This is a genomic window from Galbitalea sp. SE-J8, from assembly GCF_030345695.1.
GTDB lineage: Bacteria > Actinomycetota > Actinomycetes > Actinomycetales > Microbacteriaceae > JAUASV01.
In genome coordinates, this window is sequence record NZ_JAUASV010000028.1 from 1 (window position 1) to 25,166 (window position 25,166).

Below are 25,166 nucleotides of genomic sequence, written 5' to 3' on the forward strand. Positions count from 1 at the left end.
GGCCTCCGACGACGCGGCCTCGGGCGGCGACTCGGACGCGGCCTCGGGCGGCGCGGGCGGCGCGGGCGGCGCGGGCGCGGCCTCGGGCGACGCGGCCTCGAGCGCCGCCTCGGACGCGGCCTCGGGCGCCGTCCCGGGCCGCGTCGTGCGGGCCGCGGCGCTCACGATCCCACCGCCGCGAGCTCGAGGGAACGCGCGTCGAGCGCGCGCGGCAGCAGCTCGTCGTGCGTGACGAGCACGAGCGCCGAGCCCTCGCGCCGCACCTCCGCGAGCAGCGCCACGAGCTCGGCCCAGGTGCGGGCGTCCTGACCGAACGTGGGCTCGTCGAGCACGAGCAGCCGCGGCCGGGTCGCGAGCGCGGTGCCCACCGACAGCCGGCGCTTCTGGCCGCCCGACAGGGTGAACGGATGCGCCCCCGCGAGCGCGTCGAGCCGCAGCCGCGCGAGCAGCTCGTCCACGCGGGCGCCGACGTCGGCATCCGTCAGTCCGAGCGCGCGCGGACCGACGGCGAGCTCGTCGCGCACGGTGCCCGCGAGGAACTGGTGCTCGGGCGACTGGAACACCGTGCCGATCCGCGGCAGCAGGTCGCGCGAGCGCCAGCGCGCGGGCTCCTCGCCGAGGCCGTCGGCGAGCGCCGGCCGGGCGGAGAGCCTGCCGCCGAGCGGCGGAAGCAGCCCCGCGATCGTGAGGGCCAGCGTCGACTTGCCGACGCCGTTCGGCCCGGTGACGGCGAGCGCCTCCGCCCCGGCGATCGCGACGTCGATGCCCGAGCGCACGGGCGCGCCGCGCCGGCGGCCGACCGCGAGGGCGGACGCGGAGAGCAGGTCGGCTCCGGGCGCGGGCGGCGGTGCGATCGCGGGCCGCGGCTCGTGGCCCGGCACCCAGATTCCGGATGCGGCGAGCGCGGCGCCGTCGCGCGCCAGCACCGTCTCCGGCGCGCCGTCGGCGACCACCCGTCCGCCTTCGCCGAGCACGACGACACGGTCGACCAGTCCCGTCCAGGCCGCGACCCGGTGCTCGACGACGACCACCGTGGCTCCGGTGCGATCGGCCAGCCGCGCCACCGCATCCCGCACCTCGACGACGCCCGCCGGATCGAGGTTCGCCGTCGGCTCGTCGAGCAGCAGCAGCCCGGGACGCATCGCGAGCACACTCGCGAGCGCGAGCCGCTGCTTCTGCCCGCCGGACAGCCGTTCGGTCGGATGGTCGAGCGGCAGGGCGAGGCCCACCGCGTCGAGCGCCTCCGCGACCCGGCCCGGGATGAGCGCGGCCGGCACCCCGAGGTTCTCGCAGCCGAACGCGACCTCGTCGCCGACGCGCGCCATCACGACCTGCGTCTCGGGGTCCTGCAGCACGAGGCCCGCGCGGCCCCGTGCCGCGACCGGGGCGCTGCCGTCGACGAGCAGCGCACCGCGCTGCTCTCCCTCGTCCGCGCCGCCGAGCACGCCGGCGAGCCCGGCGAGCAGCGTGGATTTGCCCGAACCGGATGCGCCGAGCAGCAGCACGCGCTCGCCCGGCCCGATCGCGAGATCGACGCCGTCGAGCGCCCACGCGCGACGTCCGGAGTGGCGCCAGCCCCATCCGTCGGCGCGGACCGCGACGGGACGCACGGTCCCGTCGCGGCCGACGGCTCCCGGCCGCGCGATCGACTCAGACGTCAGCGCGACGCTCCCGGCCCGCGGCGAAGCGCGACAGGGCGCCCGTCGCCGCGAGCGCCCGCGCGATGATCCACGAGCCGATGCCCGCGATCACGGCGCCCGAGACGACGAGGCTCGCCGTGAACACGGTCACGAACAGCGCCGACGACCCCGGATACCAGGCGATGAGCTCGTGCGGCACCTCGAGCAGTCCCGCGGCCGCGCCCGCGAGGGCGGCGACGCCGGGACCGAAGCGGCGGTACAGGAACAGCGCGAACACGATCTCGGCGCCGAGGCCCTGCAGCAGCCCCGACAGCAGCGTGTCGACGCCCCACTGCGCGCCGAACAGCATCGAGAAGAACGCCGCGACGAGCTCGACGTAGAGCGCGGCGCCCGGCCTGCGGATGACGAGCCCGCCGAGTACGCCCGCGAACAGCCACGGGCCGGCGGTGAGGCCCTGCAGGCCCGGGAGCACCGGCTCGAGCAGCGCGGACGGCCCCTGGTAGCCGGCGTTCCAGGCCCAGAAGATCAGGCCGGATGCCACGCCGAGCACGCTCGCCACGACGATGTCGACGACGCGCCACCGGGCGCTCGTGCGGAGGGACGGGGAGGTTGTTGCGGTCACTGTCGTGCCCCTTTCATCGATGCGATGGAGGCACGGGCGGACGTGGTGCCGGTCGGAACCGCGTCCAGAGAATGTCACTCCCTGCGCCGGCATGACCCGGATCAGGTTCGACGGTCGAAGCTTGGAGAAGCTTCCTCTCAGCCCGGCTCACCGGACTCCCGTGTTCGCCGACCACCCTAGCGCGCTCGCTAGCCTGATGACGTGCCCGCGCTCGTGCCCGTCATCGCCCGCGCGCAGGAGCGTGCCGCGACGGGCGCCGAGGCGGCCCGCACGATCGCGCGCCTGCTCCGCGTCGCCCGGGACACGCCGCCCGACCTCGAGCGCGACCTGACCGAGCTCGCGGCGATCGCGCGCGAGCTGACGGATGCCGTGGCGGCATCCGTCACGATCGTCGCCGACGACGGCGCGGTCGAGCTCGTGGTCACGCGCGGTCAGCCGACGGATGCCGCAGCGCTCGTCGCGGTCGCGGTGCCCGGGGAGCTCGGCACGTTCGAGGTCTGGGGAGCTCTCGACGCGGATGACGAGGGCGTCGTCGCGGGGCTCGCCGAGCTCGCGGCGACCGCCGTGGCGCACGAGCGCGTCGGGCAGGAGGCGCGGCTCGCGCTGCGCTGGATCGCCGCCGCCGAGGAAGTGGACGCCCGGCTCGCGTCCGGCGACGTGAGCGATGCCGACCTGACGGCGGTCGTCGCGCAGGTCGTGCAGCTCGCCGACGCCGCGTTCGTGGGACTCGTGCGCGCCGGCGCGACACGGTTCGCCGCCCAGGCGGGTCCGCTGTCGTACAACTCGACCCTCGAGCGGTCCCCCGCGTTCCACGCCCTCGCGCGCGACATCAGCGAGAACCTCGCCGAGCACGCGACGGGCGTGTCCGCGCCCGCGATCGAGGAGCGCGCCGGCGAGAGCATCGGGGGCTTCGGGCCGACGATGGTGGTCCCCTGGGGCGACGCGGACCGGGCACCGGACGGCGCGTTCCTCGTCGCGCGCGGCACCGGCGCGCCGGACTTCTCGCGCGCCGAGCGCGAGCTCGCCGAGCGCTTCGTGCGCAGCGCGTCGACGTCGTGGGCGCTGCTGCGGGCTCGCACGGACCGGGAGCGGCTCGCGCTCTCGGACGAGCGCGACCGCATCGCTCGCGACCTGCACGACCACGTCATCCAGAGCCTGTTCGGTGTCGGGCTCGGGCTGCAGAGCGTGCTCGGAGCCACGACCGGCCAGACCCAGGCGCGCGTCTCGGCGCAGATCGACGCGATCGACGCGATCATCCGGCAGGTGCGCACGACGATCTTCCAGCTCGGCGAGGAGCCGTCGCGGCTGGCCTACAGCCAGAAGCAGCGCCTCAACCAGCTCGTGCGCACCGCGCTCGAGGGCGAGGCGATCGACTCGTCGCTCGAGTTCGCCGGGCCGGTGGACACGCTCGTCGACTCCGAGCTCGGCGACGACGTCGAGGCGGTGCTGCGCGAGGCGCTGTCCAACATCGTGCGGCACGCCCACGCGAGCCGCGTCGACATCGCGGTCGTCGTCGCCGACGACGAGGTGCGCGTGCTCGTCACGGACAACGGGCGCGGCGTCGGGCGGCCGACGCGGCGCTCCGGACTCGACAACCTCGCGGCGCGCGCGGCCTCGCGCGGCGGCCGGTTCGCGATCGCCGCGAAGGCGCCGACCGGCACGACCCTCGACTGGAGCGTGCCGCTGACGGGAGGCGCGGCATGAGCGCGATCCGGGTCTTCCTCCTCGACGACCACGAGATCGTGCGCCGCGGCCTCGTCGACCTGCTCGGCGGCGAGTCCGACATCGACGTCGTCGGCGAGGCCGGCGAGGTCGCGGGAGCGGCGGATGAGATCCTCGCCGCCGGCACGACCGTCGCCGTGCTCGACGGCCGGCTGCCCGACGGCAGCGGGATCGACGTCTGCCGCGACGTCAAGAGCGCGGATGCCGGCATCCGCTGCCTCATCCTGACGAGCTTCGACGACGACGAGGCGGTGCTCGCCGCGGTGCTCGCGGGCGCGGACGGCTACCTGCTCAAGCAGGTGCGCGGCTCGAATCTCGTCGAGGCGGTGCGCGCGGTGGCCGCGGGACGCTCGCTGCTCGACGCCGCGCTCGTCGAGCGGGTGATGGCGCGGGCGCGGTCCGCGCCGCCGGTGGAGCCGCTCACGCCGCGGGAGCGCGACATCCTCGACCTCATCGCCGAGGGGCTGTCGAACCGGGAGATCGGCGCGCGGCTCTACCTCGCCGAGAAGACCGTGAAGAACAACGTGTCGATGATCCTCGCGAAGCTCGGCATGCAGCGCCGCACCCAGGCCGCCCGCTGGAGCCTCGAGCACCCCCGCCCCTGACTCCCCGACTCCCCGACTCCCCGATCCCTCCCTGAAGCCCGTGTGAGGACGATCTGCGCGTGTGAGGACGCCCCGGGGCGTCCTCACACGCGCAGATCGTCCTCACACGGGCTTCGCCGGGGGCGGGGCGGGTCAGAGGGCGTCGAGGATGCGCAGGCAGGTCCTGTGGTTGCGGGTCGTGGCCGCGGGGCCGAACTGCCGCCACCAGGCCGGCGCCACGCGGCTCCTCGAGACGCCGAGCGGGCTCCACTGGTAGACGGCGTCCGCCGCGACCTCGATGCGTTCCGGCTCGGGCACCTGCGGCGCGGCGATCCCGCGCGGCGAGTCCGGCGCGAGGAACGTCGTGACGACCTTCGACCAGTCGTCCGCGAGCTCCACGAACGGGTTCGCGAGCACGAGCGCCCCGAACCGCGCCGCCGGGAGCACGATGACGCGCGCGGCCACCCCGGTGCCGGCGGCGACCGCCCGCTCCAGCACCGGCACCGGCACAGGCACCGGCACCGGCACAGGCACCGCGGATGCCGCCACGGCATCCGCGGTGAACACCACGTTGCCGCTGCGCAGCAGCGTGCGCGCGTCCGGGTAGCCGGCGGACGCGAATGCCGCGGCGAGCGCCGGCATGCCCACCGCCGTCGACGAGCCGACGTTGATGCCGCGCAGCAGCGCGACGAAGCGCTCGGTCACTCGCCGCCGTCGGGCGCACCAGCGGGCGCACCAGCGGGCGCCGCCGAGGGCGCGACCCCGGCCGCAACCCCGGGCGCGTCAGCGGGCGGCAGCGCCGCGCTCGGCGTCGGCGTCGGCATCCGGGCACGGTCGGGGGCGCCCATCGGCTCCATGCGCTCGAGGATCGCGCGCAGCTCCTTGGACCGGCGCACGACCCGCAGCGCCGGATAGATGCCGAGGAACACGAGCATCGGGGCGTGCACGCCCACCCGCCGCACCCGGTGCCGGCGGTAGGTGCGCTCGAACCGCCGCACGTAGTACAGGTAGTCGCGCGGCGAGTCGTCGAGCCGGCGGGCCGACATCCCGGCCACCATCGACGACACGTAGGCGATCGGCAGCCGGTGCTCGTGCAGGTGCACCGCGAGGTCGATGTCCTCGTGCAGCCCCTCGTCCGCATCGAGGCACACCTCGTCGCGGATCTCGCGCCAGGCCGAGGCCCGGATCGCCATGTTGCTGCCGAACAGGAAGTAGTACTCGCGCGCGAGCCTCAGCATGAGGCGGCGCAGCGCGTCGTCCGCCCTCAGCCCGAACCGGCGCAGCGGCATGTCGTAGTACACCACCGGACCGGATGCCGCGGCGACCTCGTCGGACGCGAACGTCGCCTGCACGTGCTCGACCCAGGTCGGCTCGAGCACGCTGTCCGCGTCGATGCGCCCGATGACCTCGCCGGTGGCGGCGTCGAGCCCGGCGTTGCGCGTCGGCACGAGGCCCTGCGCCGCATCCTGGTGCAGCAGACGGATGGGGGCGTCCGGGTGCGCGTACTGGAACGCCTTCACGATGCCGACGGTCTCATCCGTCGACCGGTTGTCGACGACGATGATCTCGTGCAGCGGCACCGTCTGGTCGACGGCGGCGAGCAGGCAGTTCCCGATCGTGTCCTGCTCGTTGTACGCCGGGATCACGACGGAGACCCGGGGGGCGGGCATCAGCGCGACTCCATGAACGGTCACGATATCGTCCCGCCTGACGCGAATTGCCGAACGAGCGCTGTGCGTCGCGCACCGGCGCTGAAAACCTTCCGACCCGGTCGACCCGCCCCGCTAGGGTCGGCTCCACCGACCACGAGGGGGAGAGCGCGTGATCACCTGGCCCGGAACGCCCTATCCGCTCGGGGCGACCTTCGACGGCAGCGGCACGAACTTCGCCGTCTACAGCGAGGCCGCGAAGAAGGTCGAGCTGTGCCTGTTCGACGCGAACGGCGTCGAGACCCGCGTCGAGCTGCTCGAGGTCGACGCCTTCGTCTGGCACGCGTACCTGCCGAGCGTGCAGCCCGGGCAGCGCTACGGCTACCGGGTGCACGGCGAGTACGCGCCCGAGAAGGGGCTGCGGATGAATCCCGCGAAGCTCCTGCTCGACCCGTACGCCAAGGCCACGACCGGCCAGCCCGACGGCGACCAGTCGCTGTTCACCTACGACTTCGGCGACCCGGACTCGCGCAACGACGACGACAGCGCGGGCCACACGATGCTCGGCGTCGTCGTGAACCCGTTCTTCGACTGGGCCGGGGACCGCGCCCCGAAGACGCCGTACGCGCAGACCGTCATCTACGAGGCCCACGTCAAGGGCCTCACCGAGCTGCATCCGGACGTGCCCGAGGCGGAGCGCGGCAGCTACAGCGGCATCGCGCATCCGGCGGTCATCGAGCACCTCAAGCACCTCGGCGTCACCGCCATCGAGCTCATGCCCGTGCACCAGTTCGTCAACGACTCGACGCTCGTCGAGAAGGGCCTCTCGAACTACTGGGGGTACAACACCATCGCCTTCTTCGCGCCGCACGCGTCGTACGCGGCGGCGGGCGAGCTCGGCCAGCAGGTGCAGGAGTTCAAGTCGATGGTGCGCGCGCTGCACGCCGCGGGCATCGAGGTCATCCTCGACGTCGTCTACAACCACACCGCGGAGGGCAACCACCTGGGCCCGACGCTGAGCTTCAAGGGCATCGACAACGCCTCGTACTACCGGCTCGTCGACGACGACAAGCGGTTCTACTACGACACCACGGGCACCGGCAACAGCTTCAACGTCGGCAACCCGCACGCGCTGCAGCTCATCATGGACTCGCTGCGCTACTGGGTCACCGAGATGCACGTCGACGGCTTCCGCTTCGACCTCGCGGCGACGCTCGCGCGGGAGTTCTACGAGGTCGACCGGCTCAGCGCGTTCTTCGAGCTCGTGCAGCAGGACCCGATCGTCAGCCAGGTCAAGCTCATCGCCGAGCCGTGGGACGTCGGCCCCGGCGGCTACCAGGTCGGCAACTTCCCGCCGCAGTGGTCGGAGTGGAACGGCAAGTACCGCGACCAGGTGCGCGACTTCTGGCGCGGCGAGCCCGCGACGCTCGGCGAGTTCGCCTCCCGCCTCACCGGGTCCGCCGACCTGTACGCGCTGAGCGGGCGGCGCCCGGTCGCATCCATCAACTTCGTCACCGCGCACGACGGCTTCACGCTCGCCGACCTGGTGTCGTACAACGAGAAGCACAACGAGGCGAACGGCGAGGACGGCAACGACGGCGAGTCGCACAACCGCTCGTACAACCTCGGCGCCGAGGGACCGACGGATGACGCGGGCATCCAGCGCGAGCGCGCCAAGCAGCAGCGCAACTTCATCGCGACCCTGCTGCTGAGCCAGGGCGTGCCGATGATCCTGCACGGCGACGAGCTCGGCCGCAGTCAGCAGGGCAACAACAACGTCTACGCGCAGGACTCCGAGCTCAGCTGGGTGCACTGGGACATCGCCGACCGTCCGCTCATCGAGTTCACGGCCGCGCTCGTGCGGCTGCGCGCCGAGCACCCCACGTTCCGCCGCAGCCGGTTCTTCGACGGTCACCCGGTCGAGCGCGACGAGGGCGCGCCGCTGCCCGACATCGCCTGGCTGCGCCCCGACGGCTCGCTCATGAAGCCCGCGGACTGGGATGCCGGCTTCGGCAAGTCGATCGCGGTCTTCCTCAACGGCGACGGCATCGCGGGCCGGGATGCGCGCGGCGAGCCGATCGTGGACGACAGCTTCCTGCTGTTCTTCAACGCGCACGACGAGCCCGTCGACTTCACGGTCCCGGACGACGACGGCCGCAGCGCGTGGGAGATCGTCGTCGACACGACGGGGCTGTCGAGCGACGAGTCGCGGGCGAGCGGTCAGACCGTGCCCGTCGAGGGCCGGTCGCTGCTCGTGCTGTGCGCCCGTCGCGAGGAGGAGCCGGAGACCGACCACTCGGTCGCCGCCTCGCTCAGCTCGCTCGCCGCCCAGTCCGGCCCCGCGCCCGGATCGCAGCCCGCCCCGGCCTCGAAGTCCAGCTCATGAGCCGCGTGCCGATCTCCACCTACCGGCTGCAGATCCGGGCGGGATTCGACCTCGGCGCCGCGGCACGCGTCACCGACTACCTCGCGTCGCTCGGCGTCGACTGGGCCTACCTGTCGCCGCTGCTGGCCGCCGAGCCGGGCAGCGACCACGGCTACGACGTCGTCGACCCGTCCCGCGTCGATCCCGAGCGCGGCGGCGCCGAGGGGCTCGAGCGCTTCGCCGCGGCGGCGCGCGCGGCCGGCCTCGGCATCCTCGTCGACATCGTGCCCAACCACATGGGCGTCGCCACGCCGCGGAACAACGCCTGGTGGTGGGACGTGCTCGCGCGCGGGCGCGCGTCGAGGTTCGCCGAGGCCTTCGACATCGACTGGGACTTCGGCGAGGGCCGCATCCGCATCCCGGTGCTGGGCGGCGACGACGACCTCGACGCGCTCACGATCGAGACCGGACCGGATGGCGCTCCCGAGCTCGCGTACGTCGACCACCGGTTCCCGATCGCGGCCGGCACCGCCGACGGGACCCCGCGGGACGTGCACGATCGCCAGCACTACGAGCTCATCGACTGGCGCCGCGCCGACGACGAGCTGAACTACCGGCGGTTCTTCGCGGTGAACTCGCTCGCCGCCATCCGGGTCGAGCTGCCCCGGGTGTTCGAGGAGTCGCACGGCGAGATCGCGCGCTGGGTGCGCGAGGGACTCGCCGACGGCATCCGCGTCGATCACCCGGATGGACTCGCCGACCCGGGCGGATACCTCGACGCGCTCGCCGCGGCGACGGGCGGCGCCTACGTGCTCGTCGAGAAGATCCTCGAGGGCGACGAGGAGCTGCCGCCGTTCTGGGCCACGGATGGCACGACCGGCTACGACGCGCTCGCCGACGTCGACCGGGTGCTCGTCGACCCGCTCGGCCGGCACGCGCTCGACGAGCTCGACACCCGGCTGCGCGGACGCTCGCAGCCGGTCGACTGGGCCACGCTCATCCACCGCACGAAGCGGGCGATCGCGGACGGCATCCTGCACAGCGAGGTGCTGCGGCTCGAGCGCGTGACGCCCGATCCGAACGCCCAGACCGCAGACGCCCTCGCCGAGCTGCTCGCGTGCTTCCCCGTCTACCGCTCCTACCTGCCGACGGGCGTCGAGCACCTCGCGGCGGCAGGCGACCTGGCCAGGCGGCACCGCCCGGAGCTCGCCGACGAGCTCGACCGGCTGCAGTGGCTGGCGTCCGACCCGACCACCGAGCTCGCGGTCCGGTTCCAGCAGACGAGCGGGATGGTGATGGCGAAGGGCGTCGAGGACACCGCGTTCTACCGCTACTCCCGGCTGCCGTCGCTCACGGAGGTGGGCGCCGACCCGAGCGAGTTCTCGATCGGCGTGGGCGAGTTCCACCGCCGCCAGGGGATGCGCCAGGCGTCGTTCCCGCGCTCGCAGACCACCCTGTCGACGCACGACACGAAGCGCGGCGAGGACACCCGCGCGCGGATCGCCGTGCTCGCCGAGGTGCCCGAGCGCTGGGAGCAGACCCTCGGCCGGCTGCGCGAGCTCGCGCCGATCGGCGACGGCCCGTTCGAGAACCTGCTCTGGGGCTCGGCGATCGGGGCATGGCCGCTCTCCCGCGACCGCCTGCACGCCTACGCCGAGAAGGCGTCGCGGGAGGCGGGCGACTCGACGACCTGGACCGAGCCCGCCGAGGAGTTCGAGGAGCGGATGCACGCGGCCGTCGACGCCGCGTTCGACGACGAGCGGGTCGCGGGCACGATCGCCGGGTTCGTCGACAGCGTCGCGCAGCCGGGCTGGTCGAACGCGCTCGCCGCGAAGCTCATCCAGCTCACCGCTCCCGGCGTTCCCGACGTGTACCAGGGCAGCGAGCTGTGGGAGACGAGCCTCGTCGACCCGGACAACCGGCGCCCGGTGGACTTCGACGAGCGGCGCCTGTACCTCGCGGCGATCGACGCCGGCGCGCATCCGCCGATCGACGAGACCGGGGCCGCGAAGCTGCTCGTGGTGTCGCGCGCCCTGCGGCTGCGCCGCGACCGGCCCGAGCTCTTCACCCGCTACATCGCACTGCCGGCCCTCGGCGAGCGCGCCCGGCACGTCGTCGCGTTCGACCGCGGCGGGGCGATCACGGTCGCGACGCGCCTGCCGGCCGGCCTGGCCGACGCGGGCGGCTGGGGCGACACGACGATCGTGCTCCCCCGCGGCCCGCTCGTCGACGTGTTCACCGGCGTGCGGCACGCGGGGGGAGAGACGCCGCTCGCCGAGCTGCTCGCGCGCTACCCGGTGTCGCTGCTCGCGCCGGCCGACGCGGACGGCCGATGAGCGCCGGTGCCGGCGGGTTCGGCGTGTGGGCGCCGCGCGCGCGCCGGGTGACGCTCGTGGCGGGCGACGCGCGGCATCCGCTCGACGCCGGGGTCGACGGATGGTGGACCCGCGCGGGCGCTCCGCTGCCGCCCGGCACGCGCTACGGCTACCTGCTCGACGACGACGAGACCGTGCTGCCCGACCCGCGCTCGCGCTTCCAGCCCGAGGGCGTGCACGCGGCGAGCGCCGTCGTCGACCTCGGCGCGTTCGCCTGGACGGACGGGGCCTGGACCGGCCGCCAGCTCGCGGGCAGCGTCATCTACGAGCTCCACGTCGGCACGTTCACGCCGGACGGCACCCTCGACTCCGCGATCGGCCGCCTCGGCCACCTCGTCGACCTCGGCGTCGACCTCGTCGAGCTGCTGCCCGTCAACGCGTTCAACGGCACGCACAACTGGGGCTACGACGGCGTGCTCTGGTACGCGGTCGACGACTCCTACGGGGGACCTGCGGCCTACCAGCGCTTCGTCGACGCGGCGCACGCGCGCGGCCTCGGGGTCGTGCAGGACGTCGTCTACAACCACCTCGGCCCGTCCGGCAACTACCTGCCGAGGTTCGGGCCGTACCTGCGCGAGGGCGACGCGAACAGCTGGGGCGACGCCCTCGACCTCGGCGAACGCGCGGTGCGCGACTACATCATCGACAACGCGCTGGGCTGGTTCTCCGACTTCCACGTCGACGGCCTGCGGCTGGATGCGGTGCACGCCCTCGTCGACGACTCGCCGACCCACATCCTGCGCGAGCTCGCGGAGCGCACCGACGCGCTGAGCGCGCACCTCGGCCGGCCGCTCACGCTCATCGCCGAGAGCGACCTCAACGACCCGGCGCTCATCCTGCCGCGCGAGGCCGGCGGCTACGGGCTCGCCGCGCAGTGGAGCGACGACTTCCACCACAGCCTGCACGTGGCGCTCACGAACGAGACGACCGGCTACTACGCGGACTTCGCGTCGCTCGACGCCCTCGCGAAGACCTGGACGCGCGGGTTCTTCCACGACGGCGGCCACTCGTCGTTCCGCGGGCGCGATCACGGGCATCCGATCCCCGCGGAGGTGCCGACCTACCGGCTCGTCGAGTTCGCGCAGGACCACGACCAGATCGGCAACCGCGCCACCGGCGACCGGCTCGGCGCGACCCTCGGCCCCCGAGAACTGGCCATCGGCGCCGTGCTCGTGCTCACCGCTCCCGGAACGCCCATGCTGTTCATGGGCGAGGAGTGGGGCGCCACGACGCCCTGGCAGTTCTTCACCTCGCACCCGGAGGAGGAGCTCGGCCGCGCGACCGCCGAGGGCCGCATCGCGGAGTTCGAGCGGATGGGGTGGGACCCGTCCGTCGTGCCCGATCCGCAGGACCCGGCCGCTTTCCGTCGCTCGAAGCTCGACTGGGCCGAGCCGGCATCCGGTCACCACGCCGCGCTGCTCGTGCTGCACCGCGACCTGATCCGGCTGCGGCGCGAGCTCCCCGAGCTCACCGACCCGGCGTTCGCGGCGCTCGGCGCCGCCGTGTCGGACGGGTCGCGCACCGCCCGGCTCGACCGCGGCGGCGTGAGCGTGCTCGTGAACCTCTCCGACGGGGTGCGCTCGTTCGGAGTGACCGGCGAGGTGCTCCTCGACACCGGCGCGCGCCTCGGCGCGGGAGCCGCATCCGTCTCGGCCGACGAGATCGCGCTCGGCCCGCTCAGCGCCGTGATCCTCCGGCGCGCCCGCTTCGCGGGTTGAGGGGCCCGCGTCGTCGGGAATATCCCCGCGCCGGGACGCATTAGATTGGTTGACACGTCATTGATTGACGCGACAACCTTCTGAGGAGACTACCCATGGCCATCACCGCCGACGCGATCCCGGGCTACCGCACGGGCACCTGGACCCTCGACGCCGCGCACTCCGAGATCTCGTTCTCGGTGCGCCACCTCGCGATCAGCAGGGTGCGCGGCACCTTCGGCACCTGGGACGCCACCGTCGTCACGGGCGAGCACCCCGAGGACACCACCGTCACCGCGACCATCGACGTGGCGAGCGTCAGCACGGGCCAGGCGCAGCGCGACGGCCACCTGCGCACGAGCGACTTCTTCGCGATCGACGAGTTCCCGCAGATCACGTTCGTGTCGACCACGCTCTCGCACGACGGCTCGGCCTACGTGCTCGCGGGCGACCTCACCCTGCGCGGCGTGACGAAGCCCGTCACGATCACGGGCGAGCTCGGCGGCATCACGGCCGACGCCTACGGCAACACCAAGGCCGGCGCCTCGGGCACGCTCGAGATCAACCGCCACGACTTCGGCGTGAGCTGGAACGCGGCCACCGAGGCCGGCGGACTCACCCTCGGCGACAAGGTCACCATCACGATCGACGCCCAGTTCGCCCTCGCGAGCTGAGCGGGCCCGCGCGCCGGGGCCCGTCGGCCGAGGAGACGCGCCGGCCGAGGAGACGCGCCGGCGCCGTCCCGAAGCGCCCGAGACCTCGCTGACGCGGTTGCGCACCATTCGAACACGTGTTCGAATGGTGCGCATGCGATGGGATGCACAGGCGGTCGACGCCGAGGAGCCCGCGGCGCTGTCCGGGCTCGCGCGACTGCACGACGTGGTGCGCAGCGTGCGCACCCCCGAGTTCGCCGGCATCACCTTCCACGAGGTGCTCGCGAAGACGGCGCTCAACCGCGTGCCCGGCCAGGGCTTCATGGGCGGTGCATGGACGATCAACCCCTACCGCGGCTGCAGCCACGCGTGCGTGTACTGCTTCGCGCGGCGCACCCACGAGTACCTCGAACTCGACGCGGGAGCCGACTTCGACAGCGAGATCATCGTCAAGGTGAACGTCGCCGAGGTCGTCGCGCGCGAGCTCGCCCGGCGCCGCGAGCCGATCCCCGCCGTCGCCCTCGGCACGAACACCGACCCGTACCAGCGCGCCGAGGGCCGCTACCGGCTCATGCCCGGCGTCGTCGCGGCGCTCGCGCAGCACGGCACGCCGTTCTCGATCCTCACGAAGGGCTCGTTGCTGCGGCGCGACCTCCCGCTGCTGGCCGAGGCCGCGCGGCACACCGCCGTCGATCTGGCGATGTCGATCGCGGTCTACGACGACGAGCTGCAGCAGTCGATCGAGCCCGGCACGCCGTCGACGTCCGCGCGGCTCGCGACGGTCACGGCGGTGCGCGACGCGGGGCTCGACTGCTCGGTGTTCCTCATGCCGATCCTCCCCTACCTCACCGACACCCGCGCCCACCTCGATGAGGCGCTGCGTCGCGCGAAGCAGGCGGGAGCCACATCCGTGCTCTACACGGCGCTGCACCTGCGTCCGGGCACGAAGGAGTGGTTCATGATGTGGCTCGCGCGCGAGCATCCCGAGCTCGTCGAGCGCTACCGGTCGATGTACTACGGCACGAACTCCTACGCGCCGGCCGGGTACCGCACCTGGCTCGCGGCGAAGATCAGACCGCTGATCCGGGCGCACGGGCTCGAGCGCGGGCGGGAGGATCCGGTCACCGGCGGCGTGCGATCCCGCGCCCTCGGCGGGCTGCGCGACGCCGACGGCGAACGACGGATGCTGGCCCCGGTGCTCGCCGAGGAGCTGCCGCCGAGCGCCGCGGCGGCCGCGATCGGCGGGCAGACGCTCTTCTGAGCGGGGTCGCGCGATGGCCGGGGCGGGGCTGCGCGATGGCCGGGGCGGGGCCGCCCGGTCACCGATGGCGGGAAGTCCCCGGCCGGTGCCAGACTTCACATCATCATGACCGACGACTTCGACTGGCTCGCGCTGCAGCGCACCGCCCACGCCGAGTTCGGACGCCGAGTGGCGGCCGTCTCCGACTGGACCGCGCCCACCCCCGACACCGAGTGGGACGTGCGCGCCCTCGTCTCGCACGTGATCGAGGAGCAGCAGTGGGTGCCCTACCTGCTCGACGGCCAGACCCTCGAGCAGGCCGAGCGGCAGATCGAGCCGCTGCGCGACGACCTCAAGGGCGAGTGGGAGCTGTACTCGTTCTCGGCGAGCGCCGCATGGCGCCACACGCCCGGCGACCACAGGGTGCACCTGACCTACGACACCGTGGACGTCGCGCAGTACCTGCGCGAGCAGGTGGCGGATGTCACGATCCACACCTGGGACCTCGCCCGGGCCATCGGCGCCGACGAGCACCTCGACGACGAGCTCGTGCGGGCGGTCTGGGGCGTGTTCGAGCCGCAGCGCGACACGCTCGCCGCGACCGGGCTCTACGCGCCGCCGGTCGCGGTCGACGACGCGTCCCCGCTGCAGGACCGCCTGATCGCCGTGACCGGCCGCGACCCGCGACCGGCCACGCCCCGGGCCGCCTAGCCGCGCCGCGGTCCCCTGCCGTGCAGTGGATGACCGCGCGGCGGGGGACCGCGCGCGCACCCGGCAGAATGGTGGCATGAGCGACGCAGCCCGCCCCTGGTTGACGAGCTACGCCGACGGCGTGCCGCACGACATCGAGACCCCGACCGGTTCGCTGTACGACCTGCTGCATCGGTCAGCGCAGACCTACGCCGACCACGTCGCGCTCGAGTTCTTCGGCGCCGAGACCAGCTACGCGCGCCTCGACGCCCAGATCGGCCGCGCCGCCGCGGCGCTCGCCGAGCTCGGCGTGAAGAAGGGCGACCCGGTCGCGATCGTGCTGCCCAACGCCCCGCAGCACATCGTCGCGTTCTACGCCGTGCTGCGCCTCGGCGCGATCGTCGTCGAGCACAACCCGCTCTACACGCCGAGCGAGCTCGAGCACCAGTTCGAGGATCACGGCGCGACGACCGTCATCGCCTGGTCGAAGGTCGTCGGCACGATCCAGGGCTTCGCCGAGCGCCGCGGCGTCACGAGCATCGTCTCGGTCGACATCATCCGGGGCATGCCCGTCCGGCTGCGGCTCGCGCTGCACCTGCCGATCCCTCGCGCGCGGTCGTCGCGCGCCGAGCTGCGCGCCGAGGTCTCGGGGGTGCTGCGCTGGGACGACCTCGTCGCGCACGAGCCGCTCGCGGCATCCGTTCCCGGTCCGGGCGCCGACGACGTCGCGCTCATCCAGTACACGAGCGGCACGACGGGACGGCCGAAGGGCGCCACGCTGACCCACGCGAACCTGCTCGCGAACGCGGCCCAGGCCCGTGCCTGGGTGCCGCAGATCGAGCGCGGGACGTCCGTGGTGTACGCCGTGCTGCCGATGTTCCACGCCTACGGGCTCACGCTGTGCCTCACCTTCGCGATGTCGATGGGCGCGCGGCTCGTGCTGTTCCCGCGATTCGACCCCGACCTCGTGCTCCCGGTGATCACGAAGCGTCCCGCGACGTTCCTGCCGGCGGTTCCGCCGATCTACGACCGGCTCACCCGGGCGGCGGATGCGAAGGGGGTCTCGCTCGACGGCATCCGCATCGCGATCTCCGGGGCGATGGCGCTGTCGAGGTCGGTCGTCGAGCCGTGGGAGGCGAAGACGCACGGCGTGCTCGTCGAGGGCTACGGGCTCTCGGAGACGAGCCCCGTGCTGATGGCGAACCCGGTCGCCGGCAACCGCAAGGCCGGCACGATCGGCCTGCCCATGCCGAGCACCGAGGTGCGGGTCGTCGACCCCGAGGACCCGATGACGGATGTCGCGGCCGGCGAGCCGGGCGAGCTCGTCGTGCGCGGTCCCCAGGTGATGAGCGGCTACTGGAACAAGCCCGACGAGACCGCCGCCGTGTTCGTCGACGACCCCGCGGGCGGGGCGCCGTGGTTCCGCACGGGCGACATCGTCGCGATCGACGCCGACGGATTCGTGTCGATCGTCGACCGCATCAAGGAGCTGATCATCACGGGCGGCTTCAACGTCAGCCCGACCGAGGTCGAGGACACCCTGAAAGCCTTCGACGGCATCGCGGATGCCGCGGTCGTCGGACTGCCCGACGCGCGCCACGGCGAACGGGTCACCGCCGTCGTCGTGCTCGAGCCGGGCGCGACGCTCGACGAGAGGGCAGCGGAGAAGCACGTGCGCGAGACGCTCACGCCCTACAAGGTGCCGCGCGAGTGGCACGTCGTCGACGAGCTGCCGCGCTCGCTCATCGGCAAGGTGCAGCGCAAGATCGTGCGCGACGACCTGCTCGCGCAGCAGCCCGGTCAGCCGGGCTGAGGAGGCCGCGCCCCGAGTCCCGTGTGAGGACGTTTTGCGCGCGTGAGGACGCCGCGAACCGTCCTCATGCGCGCAAAACGTCCTCACACGGGAAGGGACGGGCGGGGCGGCGGCGGCGCCGTCACGAAGTCGATGAGCTCCTCGACCCGGCCGAGCATCTCCGGCTCGAGATCGGCGAAGCCCCGCACCGTGCCCAGGATGCGCTGCCAGGCCCGGGCCACATCCGCCTGACTCCCGTGCGGCCAGCCGAGCGCCTCGCACACGCCGTGCTTCCAGTCCACCCCCCGCGGCACGACGGGCCACGCCGCGACCCCGATCCGAGCGGGCTTCACGGCCTGCCACACGTCGACGAACGGATGCCCCACCACCCGCACGAAGCGCCCGTGCGGTGAGCGCGCCACGGCATCCGCGATCGCGCTCTCCTTGCTGCCGGGCACGAGGTGGTCGACGAGCACGCCCAGGCGGCGGGCCGCGGTCGGCGCGAACTCCGCGACGATCGCGGCCAGGTCGTCGACGCCGTCGAGCTGCTCGACGACGACGCCCTCGACCCGCAGGTCGTCGCCCCAGACCCGCTCGACGAGCTGGGCGTCGTGCTTGCCCTCGACGAGGATGCGGCTCGGCAGCGCGACCCGGGCGCGCTGGTCCGCGACCGCGAACGAGCCGGATGCCGTGCGGGCCCGCCCGCTCGGCGCGGCCGCGCGCGGGGCGACGAGCGTGACGGGCCGGCCCTCGATGAGGAAGCCGCGTCCGAGCGGGAAGGCGCGCACGAGCCCGTTGCGGTCCTCGAGGTGCACGTTGCCGACCTCGACGCGCATCACGGCGCCGACGAACTCGGGCTCCACGACCTCGACGACGAGGCCGCGCTCGGCGGGGTGCTCGGGCGGCGGCGCCGGCCTCGCGCGGCGGTCGAATCCGGCGAGCACGTCGGTGCCGTAGCGGTCGTTCATGCATCCATCCTCGCGATGCGACGCCGCACCGGGCGGTGGCCGCGCCGCGTTCGGCCGGGTGAGCGGTCGCGATTCACCGGTCCGGCCGGGCCACCCCTTCCTCGACGCCGGTCCCCGACCGTGCGCTGGCCTCGGGAGTCAACCGGCCCGCAGCATCCGCGTCGCTACCTCGGCCAGCGATGCCAAGAACCGGCTGCGGTCGATCTCGAGCGGGTACTCCCCGAAGGCATCGGAAAGTATCCAGAAGTGACTGAGCGCAGACATCAGCACGGCGGCGAGCCCGCCGACGTCGACCGCTGGGTCCGGTGCCTGACTTCGGAGCCAGGCGGTGAAGGTCTGGTGCACACGACGCAGTTCGTTGTCGCGGATGCGGTCGAGCAGTTCGGGGAATTCGGCGAGGTCGCGCAACAGCAGTCGGTTGACGTCCCGCTCGGCGTCGAGCCGGCGCAGGCTCGCGTCCGCGACCGCGAGGAACTGACCGGACCCCGCCGGGATGCCGGCGAGTTCGACGGGGTCGAGCAAGTGCCCCAGTTCCGAGGTGTGCTGCAGCTGATGGGCGACTCCCGCCTCCAGCAGCTCCTTCTTGCTCGCGAAGTGCCGATACAGCCCGCCGGCACCCGGCGTCAGGCCAGCGGCCGCCTCGATCTGGGCGATCGTGGTACCGCGGAATCCCTGGCGGCCGAACAGGTCCATGGCGGCGTCCACGACCCGCTGCCGTGCCGTGCCGCTAGTCGACGTCGGCAAGTGTCAGCTCATAGTGCACGGTCGTCCAACCCTTTCGGCGATGCATCCACGGGACCATCCAGCCGTGCAGCACAGGATATCGACGCGCGAGCGCTTCGGATGCGATTCGCGCCTCCGAACCGCGCAGCGCGCGAGCTCTCCCCTCTCGCACCGGGCCGACCGGGCGACCTCGGAGGGTGCTCGGCGCCACCCGCACCTCCGGGAAATTGCGCAGCCGCTTGTATTTGCCGGCCGCGTCGTAGGTGCGGAAATACCCGTGGCCGTCGACGACCACCAGGCTGACCGGGGTGGCGACCCAGCTGCCATCCCGCCGCCGCGTCTGAAGCTGGATCGTACGCCACGTCGCCCAGTCCCGCGGGGTGACCTTCGCGCTCGGCATGGTGCCCTCCTCTGTAAGTAACTAGTTACTTACAGAGTACTCCAGTGCGGAGAGGGCGGGAACACGACCGGGGATTCTCCGGCACGCGACCACAGCGGGGTTCAAACCGGCGCCACCGCCGTGACCCACCCCGGTCCCGGGTGAGCGGTCGCGATTCGCCCGGCAGGTCAGCGGATGCCGAGCAGCCCGTCGATCGCGAGCTCGCGCAGCTCGGGCAGCAGCTCCGCCCGCAGCGCGGCGGGCGATGCATCGAGCAGCCCCGCGACCGCGTCGATGATCGTGCCGACCGTGAGCTCGCCGTCGCACGCGCCGACGACCGCGGCGAGCGCCGTGCCCGCGGGCACCTCGCGCGCGAAGCCGCCGCCCTGCACGAGCTCGATCGCCGCGGGGTGCTCGTCACCCGGCCAGTAGTGCCGTCGCTCGGTCACGTCGGGCGCGACCTCGGGCCGGAGCTCGGCGAACGCGGTGTCGGTGAGCGGCGCGAGCCGGTCGACGGTCGCCAGCGTCGCCGCGATGCGGGAGCCGAGCCCGCCCGACACCGCACCGGTGAGGCGCTCGAGGCGGCGCCACGGCATCCGTTCGGTGCGCGGCCGGCGCAGCGTGAGGTAGCCGAAGCCGATGCCCGAGACGCCGCGGTCGGCGAAGTCCTCGAGCCAGGCGGCGTAGAGCTGCTCGAAGCGGGCGCTGCCGGGCAGGGTGCCGCCGTCGCGGATCCAGGTCTCGGCGTAGGCGGCCGGGTCGAGCCGCTCCCGCTCGATGACCCAGGCGTCGAGTCCGGTGCCGTCGAGCCAGCCGCGCACCCGGTCGAGGCCGTCGGCGCCGTCGCGGTACTCCCAGTTGCCCAGGAGCTGGGCGACACCGCCCGCGGTGAGGTGCGCGCCGACCGAGCGGACGATCCGCTCGACGATCCCGTCGCCGACGGCGCCGCCGTCGCGGTAGTCGTACAGCGGCACGCCCTCGACCCGCGGCGTGATGACGAACGGCGGGTTCGAGACGACGAGGTCGAAGCGCTCGCCCGCGACCGGCTCGAACAGGTCCCCCTGCCGCAGCTCGAGGTCGTCGACGCCGGCGAGCGCGGCGTTGAGCGCGGCGAACTCGAGCGCGCGCGGCGAGAGGTCCGTCGCGACGACGCGGTCCGCGTGCCGCGCGAGGTGCACCGCGAGGATGCCCGAGCCGGTGCCCAGGTCCAGCGCGCTCCCGACCCGGGTCGGCACCACGAGGCTCGTGAGCGTCGTCGTCGCCCCGCCGATGCCGAGCACGTGGCGCTCACCGACCGCGCGGCCCGTGGCGAGCTCGCCGAGGTCGCTCGCGACCCACCACTGCCCGACGCCGTCGTCGTCCTCGAACGCGTAGGGCCGCAGGTCGACCGCCGGGGTCACGGTCTCGCTGTCCGCCGTGACGAGACCGAGCCCGACCGCTCCCTCCACGCCGAGCGTCGGCAGCGCGCCGTCCGCCTCCTGCCGCGGCACCGGGAGCCCGAGCACGAACAGGCGCGCGAGCGCGGCGAGCGCATCCCCGCGGGACTCGAGCGCGCGCACCGCCGGCAGCCGGTGCGATCGGAACAGCGCGGATGCCGCATCCGCTCCCCAGGCGGCGTCGAGCCCGTCGACGGTGAATCCGGCCGCGGAGAGGTCCGCGCGCAGCGCCGGGACGAGGGAGTCAGCCACACGGCCATTCAACCTGAAAGCTCCGTGACCGTTTCGTTCCGCGGCCGACGCGGAGCGAAGCCGGGGACATAGCGTGAGCACCGTTCCAGACGCAGGAGGTCGGCCGTGCAACGCGTGTTCTACGCGGGAGGCTCGTTCCTGACGAGCGACCAGATCGCCGAGGCGCTGTTCGACTACGCGGCGGCGCTCGCCACGAGCCCGCTCGCCGACGTCGTGCACGTGCCGATCGTCGACGAGCGCTCGACCCGGCAGTCGGTCGCGACGCTGCTCATCGGCCCGGCGAGCCAGCTCATGTCGATGGCCGCCGACATCGACGGGCTCGTCGACCCGATCGACACCGAGACCGTCGAGGAGCTCGAACGGCGGGCGCTGCTCGTCGGCGCGTCCCGCCCGGTGCCCGAGGCTCTCCGCGAGGGCGTGGCCCCGTCGAACGACTACGAGGTCTAGCGCGACCGCGCCGTCACGACGCCGCGACGACCGCGAGCACGTTGCCTGCCGGATCGGTGAACCACGCGATGTCGGGGCCGTGGCCGCGCATGACGCCCTTCGCGTCGACCGGCATGAGCCGGCTCGCGTTGTAGATCGTCGTGTCGACACCGCGGCCCCGGAGGTCGTCGACCGCCGCATCGACGTCGTCGACGGGGAAGTCGAGAATCGTGAAGCTCGCGGGCTCGTGGTCGGGCTTCGGATAGACGAGCACGCGGCCGCCGCTGCCGAGGTGGAGCAGGAGCATCCCCATCTCGTTGCGGCTCGTCGTGAGGCCGAGCACGTCGCGATAGAACCGTTCGGCGGCGTCGAGGTCGTCGACGCTGAATCCGGAGAACGCGCCATCCGCTGTGAACATGGCGACACTCTCCTCGCCCGAGCGCCGGCGCGGTAGGCCCGGCGCGGCCCGCTCAGCCGCCGAGCGGCTGCGTCCACGGCACCGCCTGCTCGGGAAGCACGATGCGGAACTCCTCGAAGTGGTCGACGACGGGGAACGGGTCGTAGTACTTGTGCAGCAGGAGGCTCCACTCGAGGAACGCCTGCGATTCGCGCCAGCCGGTCAGGTGGTCCTCGAGCGCCTTCCAGCGCACGAGCAGCAGGTAGACGCCTTCGTCACGGATGCTTCGGGAGATGGTGAGACCGCGGAACCCGGGCGACGCCGCCATCAGATCGGAGGCCTCGGTGAACGCTGCCTCGAAGTCGGCTTCGGCGCCGGGCTTCACGTACAGGTACGCGTGCTCGGTGATCATGCCCCCCAGTGTGGCGCCCCCCGTTTGCGGGCGACAGGACCCCGTGCGGGGGTGACCGTTCGGGGAACATCGGGTGAACGATCCGCGCCCGGCGCGTAATCTGGTCGACGATGAAGCCGCTGACCGAGGACGAGATCCGGGCAAGTTTCGTGAATGCGACCGAGGAGGACCTCGAGCGGATGCCCCTGCCGGGCCTGCACGAGACCGTCTGGGAGGATCGCGAGTACCTCGGATGGCGGGATCCGGCGAACCCGTTGCGCGGCTACATCGTGCACTGGTCCGAGGGCGCGGACGGCGAGCGGCCGGTCGGCATCCTGGTGCGCACGGTCGGGCCGCACCGCGGTCGCGGCAGCGCCATGTGCTCGTTGTGCCACACGACGCAGCCGCTCACCCAGGTGAGCCTGTTCTCGGCGCCGAAGGCGGGGGCGGCCGGTCGACGCGGAGACACCCTCGGCACCTACATCTGCGAGGACCTCGCGTGCTCGCACATCATCCGCATGGCCCCGCCGCACCTGCAGGCATCGGCCGACCTGGAGCGCCGCGCCGCCGGCCTGCTCGGCCGGGTGCAGAGCTTCACGTCGGACGTGCTGAAGACCGCCTGAGCCGTTCCAGGCGCGCGACGATCGGCCCCAGTCCGTACTCGTCGAACAGCGCGCCCGTCCCGTCGACCGCGGGGTCGCCCCAGACCTCGAGCTCGAGGGCGCGGCCGCCGACCGCGATCCAGAGCAGGTGCGTGACGTAGCCGCCCTCGGCCGTGTACAGGTCGGGCACGAGATAGTCGTCGATCGCGCGCATCCGCACCCCCGCGACGTCCTCCCACGCGAGCCGCAGGAACGGCGCCTCGATGCCCGCGAACAGCGCGATCCCGTCGACCGTCGCGACGAGGCTGAACCACCCGTCGCGCCTCGGCTCGCGGCCGTGCGGGAACCGCGCGAGCGAGCGACGGAAGCGCTTCTCGGCTCGGGAGCGCAGCACGAGCGAGCGCGGGAACCGCTCGCGGAGCGCCGCGAGCCGCGCGGCATCCGCCCGTTCGGTCCGACGCGCCCACGCCCCGAGCCGGCCGAGCATCTCGTCGATCGTCACCGTGCGACCACCGCGTGGCGGTCGAGGCGCTTCGCCATCTCGAGCTCGAGCGCGCTCGGGTCGAGCGGATAGGGGGTCGTGGCGCCGGTCTCGACGAATCCGCGTCGCGCGTACGCCGCACGAGCGCGGGCGTTGTCCTCGTGCACGAACAGCGTGAGCACGGGGCTCAGCCGCACCGCCCAGTCCTCGACGGCCGCGAAGAGCGCATCCGTCACGCCGTGCGCGCTGCCGCGGCGCTCCGGCGCGACCCAGACGCCGACGAGCGTCGCCACCCGCTCGCGGCCGGAGACCGCGCGCAGCACGCCCATCGTGCCGACCCAGGCGCCGTCGTCGATCGCCGCGAAGCGCACTCCCCCGGCCAGCGGCACGCGTTCGCGCCAGGCGCGCTGACCGCGTTGCCGCGCCCGCTCGAGCGTGTCGGTGAACGCGATCGGCACCTCGGCGAGCATCCGCAGCCGCGCGTCGCGGTACGCGGCCCAGTCCTCCGCACCGATGGCGCGGATCACGAGGGACGACGCGGTCACGGCGCCATCGTAGCGAGCGGATGCGGTGCGCGATCGCGCGATCCGCCCGCGACGCTCACAACCGCGCGAAGGCCCGCATGGTGGCCCCGGTCACGTCGGCGAGCTCGCGCCAGAGCGCGTACGCCTCGTCGTACCGGCCCGCGGACGCATCCGGCTCGATCGTCTCGCCCGGCGTCACGAAGGCGTCGACCGATGACCAGCCGGGCAGCGCGCCCGTGCCGATCGCCGCCGCGACGGCGGCACCGAGGGACGCTCCCGGATGCTGCTGCACCGTGCGCAGCGGCACTCCGAGCACACTCGCGTGGATCTGCTTCCACAGCGCCGACGTCGCACCGCCGTTCGTGATCGTCGCGCTGGACAGCCGCAGCCCGGCGGCGCGCAGCTCGTCGCGGTTGTGCCGAAACCCGAACGCGATGCCCTCGAGCGCGGCGCGGTAGAGGTCGTACCGGTCGTGGCCCAGGTGGAGTCCCGCGAACACGCCGCGCAGGCCGGGGTCGTTCACCGGGCTCTTCTCGCCCAGGAAATACGGCAGGCAGAGCAGCGGAGCCGCGTCGCGCGCCGCCGCCTCGCCGTCCAGCGCGCGCAGGTCGCCCTCGCGCAGCAGGGACTGCACCCAGCGCACCAGGCTCCCGCTCGTGGCCATGCACCCGTTCGGGACCCAGAGACCGGGCATCGGGTGCACGTCGAGGTAGAAGCGCCGGTCGACGACCGGGCGTGCTGAGACCGCGAGGATGTCGCCGGCGCCGCCGAGCTTCACGAGCCAGTCGCCCTCGCGGGCCAGGCCCGCGCCGTACGCCGAGAGCACGTGGTCCGCGCCGCCCGCGACGAGCGGGATGCCGGCCGGGAGTCCCACCGCGGACGCGACCTCGGGCGAGAGCTCGCCGACGCGCTCGCCGGGGCTCGCCACCGGCACGAGCCGGTCCTCGAGCCCGGCCACCGTGACGGCGGGGACGAACGGCCGCCCGTCCAGCTCGAAGAGCCCGGACTCGATGGCCCAGTTGCGCTCGACGTGCAGTGGCGCGCCGAGCGCGGAGAGCACCCAGTCGTAGGAGCCGACGAGCGCGGCCGTGCTCGTCCAGAGCTCGGGCTCGTTGCGCCGCAGCCAGAGCGCGGTCGGCGCGACCGACTGCTGCGTCACCGGGGAGCCGGTGCTCTCCAGCACACCGCTCCCGGCGAGGAGGTCGGCGAGCTCGCGCACCTCCGCGCTCGCCCGGGCGTCGTTCTGCAGGATCGCGGGGCGCAGGGCTCGGCCGCGCGCGTCGACGGCCACGACGGCGGGCACCATCCCGGTCGTGGCGATCCCCGCCACGACCCGGCCGGCCGAGCGGGCGTGCCCGGCGAGCTCTCCGACGACGGCGAGCACGCTGTCCCGCCACTCGGCGGGCGACGCCTCGGCCCAGCCGGGGTGCGGCGAGGAGAGCGTTGAGCTGCGGGACGCCTGCGCCACGATGCCTCCGGCCACGTCGAGCGCGACGCCCTTGACGCCCGTCGTGCCGACGTCGATGCCGAGGGTCAGCGGGGCGGTCGGCATGCCAGC

24 protein-coding genes and 1 riboswitch are annotated in these 25,166 nt (G+C 73.5%); of the genes, 11 read left to right on the forward strand and 13 right to left on the reverse strand.

Translation table 11 applies throughout. From position 1 onward, the window contains the following. Nucleotides 1-161: 161 nt before the first annotated feature. Both QT381_RS14325 and QT381_RS14330 read right to left on the reverse strand, forming a co-directional pair. Nucleotides 162-1,610, reverse strand: a complete 1,449-nt coding sequence (locus tag QT381_RS14325; RefSeq protein ID WP_289249717.1) for an ABC transporter ATP-binding protein — start codon at nucleotides 1,608-1,610, stop codon at nucleotides 162-164. 40 nt (nucleotides 1,611-1,650) lie between these two features. Further along, on the reverse strand, nucleotides 1,651-2,262 hold the full coding sequence (locus QT381_RS14330) for an ECF transporter S component (RefSeq protein WP_289249718.1): 612 nt from the start codon (nucleotides 2,260-2,262) through the stop codon (nucleotides 1,651-1,653). Between the two features lie 61 nt (nucleotides 2,263-2,323). After that, nucleotides 2,324-2,434: riboswitch (TPP riboswitch) on the reverse strand. Nucleotides 2,435-2,463: 29 nt separating this feature from the next. Here QT381_RS14330 and QT381_RS14335 point away from each other — a divergent pair. Both QT381_RS14335 and QT381_RS14340 read left to right on the forward strand, forming a co-directional pair. After that, complete coding sequence (locus QT381_RS14335; protein WP_289249719.1) at nucleotides 2,464-3,966, forward strand: sensor histidine kinase; 1,503 nt, start codon at nucleotides 2,464-2,466, stop codon at nucleotides 3,964-3,966. After that, nucleotides 3,963-4,589, forward strand: coding sequence for a response regulator (locus QT381_RS14340; protein ID WP_289249720.1), 627 nt, complete (start codon nucleotides 3,963-3,965; stop codon nucleotides 4,587-4,589). Before QT381_RS14335 ends, QT381_RS14340 begins: the two co-directional genes overlap by 4 nt. Nucleotides 4,590-4,721: 132 nt before the next feature. On the opposite strand, the gene QT381_RS14345 is transcribed toward QT381_RS14340, so the two are convergent. Continuing rightward, nucleotides 4,722-5,273, reverse strand: a complete 552-nt coding sequence (locus QT381_RS14345; protein ID WP_289249721.1) for a DUF1697 domain-containing protein — start codon at nucleotides 5,271-5,273, stop codon at nucleotides 4,722-4,724. After that, the gene (locus tag QT381_RS14350) at nucleotides 5,270-6,238 is read right to left on the reverse strand and encodes a glycosyltransferase family 2 protein (RefSeq protein ID WP_353889788.1); all 969 of its coding nucleotides are present in this window, start codon (nucleotides 6,236-6,238) and stop codon (nucleotides 5,270-5,272) included. Before QT381_RS14350 ends, QT381_RS14345 begins: the two co-directional genes overlap by 4 nt. A gap of 151 nt (nucleotides 6,239-6,389) precedes the next feature. On the opposite strand from QT381_RS14350, the gene glgX reads away from it, so the two are divergent. The 7 genes from glgX (at nucleotide 6,390) to QT381_RS14385 (ending at nucleotide 17,050) form a co-directional block, all read left to right on the forward strand. Beyond that, nucleotides 6,390-8,603, forward strand: coding sequence for a glycogen debranching protein GlgX (gene glgX / locus QT381_RS14355; protein ID WP_289249722.1), 2,214 nt, complete (start codon nucleotides 6,390-6,392; stop codon nucleotides 8,601-8,603). Further along, nucleotides 8,600-10,918 (forward strand): malto-oligosyltrehalose synthase, encoded by a 2,319-nt coding sequence (gene treY / locus QT381_RS14360; protein ID WP_289249723.1) that lies wholly within the window; start codon nucleotides 8,600-8,602, stop codon nucleotides 10,916-10,918. The genes glgX and treY overlap by 4 nt, the downstream gene beginning before the upstream one ends. Then, nucleotides 10,915-12,675: a malto-oligosyltrehalose trehalohydrolase gene (treZ, locus tag QT381_RS14365; protein WP_289249724.1), complete on the forward strand. Its 1,761-nt coding sequence runs from the start codon at nucleotides 10,915-10,917 to the stop codon at nucleotides 12,673-12,675. Before treY ends, treZ begins: the two co-directional genes overlap by 4 nt. A 95-nt stretch (nucleotides 12,676-12,770) precedes the next feature. After that, complete coding sequence (locus tag QT381_RS14370; RefSeq protein ID WP_289249725.1) at nucleotides 12,771-13,328, forward strand: YceI family protein; 558 nt, start codon at nucleotides 12,771-12,773, stop codon at nucleotides 13,326-13,328. 133 nt (nucleotides 13,329-13,461) lie between these two features. Beyond that, a complete protein-coding gene (locus QT381_RS14375; RefSeq protein WP_289249726.1) occupies nucleotides 13,462-14,568 on the forward strand; it encodes an Rv2578c family radical SAM protein in 1,107 nt (368 codons plus the stop codon). 105 nt (nucleotides 14,569-14,673) lie between these two features. Further along, nucleotides 14,674-15,258: a TIGR03086 family metal-binding protein gene (locus QT381_RS14380; protein WP_289249727.1), complete on the forward strand. Its 585-nt coding sequence runs from the start codon at nucleotides 14,674-14,676 to the stop codon at nucleotides 15,256-15,258. A gap of 76 nt (nucleotides 15,259-15,334) precedes the next feature. Further along, nucleotides 15,335-17,050 carry a long-chain-fatty-acid--CoA ligase gene (locus QT381_RS14385; protein ID WP_289249728.1) on the forward strand — a complete coding sequence of 572 codons (1,716 nt, stop codon included), beginning with the start codon at nucleotides 15,335-15,337 and terminating at the stop codon, nucleotides 17,048-17,050. 83 nt (nucleotides 17,051-17,133) lie between these two features. Here the strand turns inward: QT381_RS14385 and QT381_RS14390 are convergent, their stop codons facing one another. From QT381_RS14390 to QT381_RS14405, 4 genes are all read right to left on the reverse strand, one after another. After that, entirely contained in the window at nucleotides 17,134-17,997 is an 864-nt protein-coding gene (locus tag QT381_RS14390) for a DUF3097 family protein (RefSeq protein ID WP_289249729.1), read from the reverse strand. A gap of 138 nt (nucleotides 17,998-18,135) precedes the next feature. Further along, nucleotides 18,136-18,702 (reverse strand): TetR/AcrR family transcriptional regulator, encoded by a 567-nt coding sequence (locus QT381_RS14395; protein WP_289249730.1) that lies wholly within the window; start codon nucleotides 18,700-18,702, stop codon nucleotides 18,136-18,138. A gap of 22 nt (nucleotides 18,703-18,724) precedes the next feature. Further along, nucleotides 18,725-19,120 (reverse strand): PPOX class F420-dependent oxidoreductase, encoded by a 396-nt coding sequence (locus QT381_RS14400; RefSeq protein ID WP_289249731.1) that lies wholly within the window; start codon nucleotides 19,118-19,120, stop codon nucleotides 18,725-18,727. A 167-nt stretch (nucleotides 19,121-19,287) separates the two neighbouring features. Continuing rightward, entirely contained in the window at nucleotides 19,288-20,787 is a 1,500-nt protein-coding gene (locus tag QT381_RS14405) for a DUF7059 domain-containing protein (RefSeq protein ID WP_289249732.1), read from the reverse strand. Between the two features lie 105 nt (nucleotides 20,788-20,892). Between QT381_RS14405 and QT381_RS14410 the strand changes: the two genes are divergently transcribed. Continuing rightward, entirely contained in the window at nucleotides 20,893-21,234 is a 342-nt protein-coding gene (locus tag QT381_RS14410; protein WP_289249733.1) for a hypothetical protein, read from the forward strand. A 13-nt stretch (nucleotides 21,235-21,247) separates the two neighbouring features. Here QT381_RS14410 and QT381_RS14415 read toward each other — a convergent pair whose 3' ends face one another. Continuing rightward, entirely contained in the window at nucleotides 21,248-21,631 is a 384-nt protein-coding gene (locus QT381_RS14415) for a VOC family protein (protein ID WP_289249734.1), read from the reverse strand. A gap of 52 nt (nucleotides 21,632-21,683) precedes the next feature. After that, nucleotides 21,684-22,022 carry an antibiotic biosynthesis monooxygenase family protein gene (locus QT381_RS14420; RefSeq protein WP_289249735.1) on the reverse strand — a complete coding sequence of 113 codons (339 nt, stop codon included), beginning with the start codon at nucleotides 22,020-22,022 and terminating at the stop codon, nucleotides 21,684-21,686. A 110-nt stretch (nucleotides 22,023-22,132) separates the two neighbouring features. On the opposite strand from QT381_RS14420, the gene QT381_RS14425 reads away from it, so the two are divergent. Continuing rightward, nucleotides 22,133-22,624, forward strand: coding sequence for an FBP domain-containing protein (locus tag QT381_RS14425; RefSeq protein ID WP_289249736.1), 492 nt, complete (start codon nucleotides 22,133-22,135; stop codon nucleotides 22,622-22,624). Here the strand turns inward: QT381_RS14425 and QT381_RS14430 are convergent. From QT381_RS14430 to QT381_RS14440, 3 genes are read right to left on the reverse strand one after another with little or no spacing between them, the layout of a single operon-like run. Further along, nucleotides 22,596-23,105 carry a hypothetical protein gene (locus QT381_RS14430; RefSeq protein WP_289249737.1) on the reverse strand — a complete coding sequence of 170 codons (510 nt, stop codon included), beginning with the start codon at nucleotides 23,103-23,105 and terminating at the stop codon, nucleotides 22,596-22,598. The two genes, QT381_RS14425 and QT381_RS14430, sit on opposite strands and share 29 nt — an antisense overlap. Then, the gene (locus QT381_RS14435) at nucleotides 23,102-23,629 is read right to left on the reverse strand and encodes a GNAT family N-acetyltransferase (protein WP_289249738.1); all 528 of its coding nucleotides are present in this window, start codon (nucleotides 23,627-23,629) and stop codon (nucleotides 23,102-23,104) included. Before QT381_RS14435 ends, QT381_RS14430 begins: the two co-directional genes overlap by 4 nt. Before the next feature lie 55 nt (nucleotides 23,630-23,684). Beyond that, nucleotides 23,685-25,160: an FGGY-family carbohydrate kinase gene (locus tag QT381_RS14440; protein ID WP_289249739.1), complete on the reverse strand. Its 1,476-nt coding sequence runs from the start codon at nucleotides 25,158-25,160 to the stop codon at nucleotides 23,685-23,687. Nucleotides 25,161-25,166: the final 6 nt, after the last annotated feature.